At 71.5% G+C, this 3,268-nt stretch carries 1 protein-coding gene and 1 pseudogene; both read left to right on the plus strand.

Translation table 11 applies throughout. The annotated features are described in order from the left end of the window. Positions 1-171: 171 nt before the first annotated feature. Entirely contained in the window at positions 172-2,937 is a 2,766-nt protein-coding gene (gene mutS / locus D7X12_RS40385; protein WP_120630439.1) for a DNA mismatch repair protein MutS, read from the plus strand. Between the two features lie 117 nt (positions 2,938-3,054). Then, positions 3,055-3,268, plus strand: a pseudogene (locus tag D7X12_RS43605) (DUF3592 domain-containing protein); the annotation flags it as partial.

Raw genomic sequence — 3,268 nt, forward strand, 5'->3', positions numbered from 1 at the left:
GGCTTGGAGGGGGGCGCCATGTCGGTGGGCAGCCTGCCGGGGGCCCTCCAGGCTGGAAACCGATTTCGGAAGGCGGCGTCCGGAAATGTCGGACAGGGGTGGTAGGCAGACGCCCTGGGTAGGGCGTCCGGTTCGTTGATCCGGACGTAGGGGCGTGGGAGAAGGCGGGGGATGGCGGTGACACAGCAGATGAAGACGGACAAGGCAGCGGTGGTGGTGATGGCCGAGGACGACGCAACCCCGGACGTCGGGACGACCGAAGCACCCGCGGGGGCCCGGGAGCTTGCCTCCCTGACCCCGATGATGCGCCAGTACCTGGAGGTGAAGGCGCTGCATCCGGACACGGTGCTGTTCTTCCGGATGGGCGACTTCTACGAGATGTTCTTCGAGGACGCGGTGAAGGCCTCGGAGCTGCTCCAGATCACGCTGACGGCGCGGTCCAAGGGCGCGGACAAGGTCCCGATGTGCGGGTTCCCGTACCACTCGGCGCGCCGGTACATCGCGAAGCTGATTGAACACGGCCTGAAGGTGGCCATCTGCGAGCAGGTGACGGAGCCGGGCGCCGGGCCGGGCATCGTGCAGCGGGAGGTCACCCGCGTCATCACCCCGGGCATGGTGCTGGACGACGAGGTGCTGGAGCCCCAGGCCAGCAACTTCCTCGCGGCCCTGTGCTGGGACGAGGCCGGCTTCGGCGCGGCGCTGCTGGAGGCGTCCACCGGCGAGTTCTACACCTTCGAGGCGTCCAGCCTGTCGGAGCTGGTGGAGGGGCTGTCGCGGGTGGACCCGCGCGAGCTGCTGGTGCCGCAGGGGATGCGCGAGGCGCCGGAGGTGGTGCAGGTGTGCCAGCGGCTGTCGCGCGCGCCAGCGGTGGCGGAGAGCGAGGGCGCGGCGTTCGAGCACACGCGGGCGACGGCCTTCCTGCGCGCGCACTTCCATGTCCAGTCGCTGTCCGCGTTCGGGCTGGACGGCTCGCCGCTGGCCACCGGGGCGGCCGGGGCGGCGCTGCGCTACCTGAAGGACACGCAGAAGACGGCGGCCGCGCACGTGGACCGGCTGTCCCGGCAGGAGAAGGCCGGCTGCCTGGTGATGGACGAGTCCTCGCGGGGCAACCTGGAGGTGCTCAAGAGCCTGCGTGACGGGGGACGCAAGGGGTCGCTGCTGGGCGTGCTGGATCGCACCGCGACGGGGCTGGGGGCGCGGAAGCTGGCGCGCTGGCTGTCCGCGCCGCTGTGCTCGCTGCCGGAGATCACCGCGCGGCTGGACGCGGTGGAGGAGCTGGCGGGCAAGAGCGTGTGGCGCGAGGAGCTGGTGGCCACGCTGAAGGAGGTGGCCGACCTGGAGCGGCTGTGCGGGCGGCTGTCGCTGGGCGCTGGCAACGCGAGGGACCTGCGCGCGCTGGGGTTGTCACTGACGCAGCTGCCCCGGCTGGGCGCGGCGCTTTCGCGGTGTGACGCGGGGTTGCTCAAGTCCCTGGCGGGGCCGCTGGGCGCGCTGCCGGAGCTGGCGGAGCTGCTGATGCGGGCGGTGACGGACGAGCCGCCGGTGGTCATCCGGGATGGCGGCTTCATCCGGCCGGGCTTCCACGCGGAGCTGGACGAGCTGATCGCGCTGTCCACGTCCGGCAAGGACTACCTGCTGCGGATTGAACAGCGGGAGAAGGAGCGGACGGGCATCAGCTCGCTGAAAATCCGCTTCAACAAGGTCTTCGGGTACTACCTGGAGGTGACGAAGGCGAACCTGCACGCGGTGCCCAAGGACTACATCCGCAAGCAGACGACGGTGGGCGCGGAGCGCTTCGTCACCGAGGAGCTGAAGGAGTACGAGGAGAAGGTCCTCACGGCGGAGGAGCGCCGCACGGTGCTGGAGCTGCAGCTCTTCGAGGAGCTGCGGACCCAGGTGATTGCCGCGGCGCCGCGGATCCGCTCGGCGGCGGAGGCGGTGGCCACGGCGGACGCGCTGGTGTCGTTCGCGCGGTGCGCGGCGGAGTACGGCTACACGCGGCCGCAGGTGGACGCGACGGAGGGGCTGGTCATCACCGGAGGCCGGCACCCGGTGGTGGAGCGGATGCTGGGGGCGGGCGAGTCCTTCGTCCCCAACGACGTGCGGTTGGATCCGGAGGACGCGCAGCTGCTGGTCATCACCGGCCCCAACATGGCGGGCAAGAGCACGGTGATGCGGCAGGTGGCGCTGACGGCGCTGATGGCGCAGGCGGGCTCGTTCGTGCCGGCGAAGGCGGCGCGCATCGGCCTGTGCGACCGGATCTTCACGCGCGTGGGCGCGGCGGACAACCTGGCGCGCGGGCAGTCCACGTTCATGGTGGAGATGACGGAGACGAGCCACATCCTCCACCACGCGACGCGCAAGAGCCTGGTCATCCTGGATGAGATTGGGCGAGGCACGTCCACGTACGACGGGCTCTCCATCGCGTGGGCGGTGGCGGAGCACATCCACGACAAGGTGGGCGCGCGGTCGCTCTTCGCGACGCACTACCACGAGCTGGTGGACCTGGCGCGCGAGCGGCCCCGGGTGAAGAACCTGTGCGTCGCGGTGAAGGAGCAGGGCGGCAAGGTCATCTTCCTGCGCAAGCTGGTGCCCGGCGGGGCCAGCCGCTCCTACGGCATCGAGGTCGCGAAGCTGGCGGGCCTGCCGCCGGAGGTGGTGCTGCGCGCCCGGGAGCTGCTGCAGAACCTGGAAGCCGGAGAGCTGGATGAAGCCGGCAGGCCCCGGGTGGCGGTGCGCTCGACGACGAAGCGCGCCGTGCCAGCGGGACAGTTGGGGTTGTTCGGTGGAGGGCCAGCGGCTCCGGTGGCACCTCCCGCGCCGCCTGCGCACGCGGAGGTGCTGGATGCGCTCCGGGCGGCCTCCATCGACCGGATGACGCCGCTGGATGCGCTCAACCTGCTGGCGAAGTTGCAGCGGGAGCTGGGCTCGTCCTGACGGAGAGGGACGAGCCCACGCAATCGAGCGTTCTCACCACCAGTGACCGGGTTTCCGTGAGGCGTTGAAGCCCTCCGTTTCGCGGGCCCCCTCCGCGCGCGGTAGGCTCGCGGCCCCATGCAATTCGCCATCCCCCATGCTCCCCGCCGTGTCCGCCTGGCCCAGGTGCCCGGGGCGGTGGCGCGGCTGGTGCGGGGGGCGCTCCTGGGCCTGGGCGTGATGGCGCTCCTGGGCCTGGGCGCCGCGTGGGTGGGGCGCTTCTTCGTGGAGGAGCAGCGCTTCGCGGCCCGCGCGGAGGAGGTGGAGGCGCGGGTGGCCCGCAGCCATGCCC

Origin of the sequence: Corallococcus sicarius, from assembly GCF_003611735.1 — a bacterium.
GTDB lineage: Bacteria > Myxococcota > Myxococcia > Myxococcales > Myxococcaceae > Corallococcus > Corallococcus sicarius.

Excerpts from the sequence above, each read along its gene's own strand:
- mutS (WP_120630439.1), top strand. The coding sequence starts at position 172 with ATGGCGGTGACACAGCAGATGAAGACGGACAAGGCAGCGGTGGTGGTG.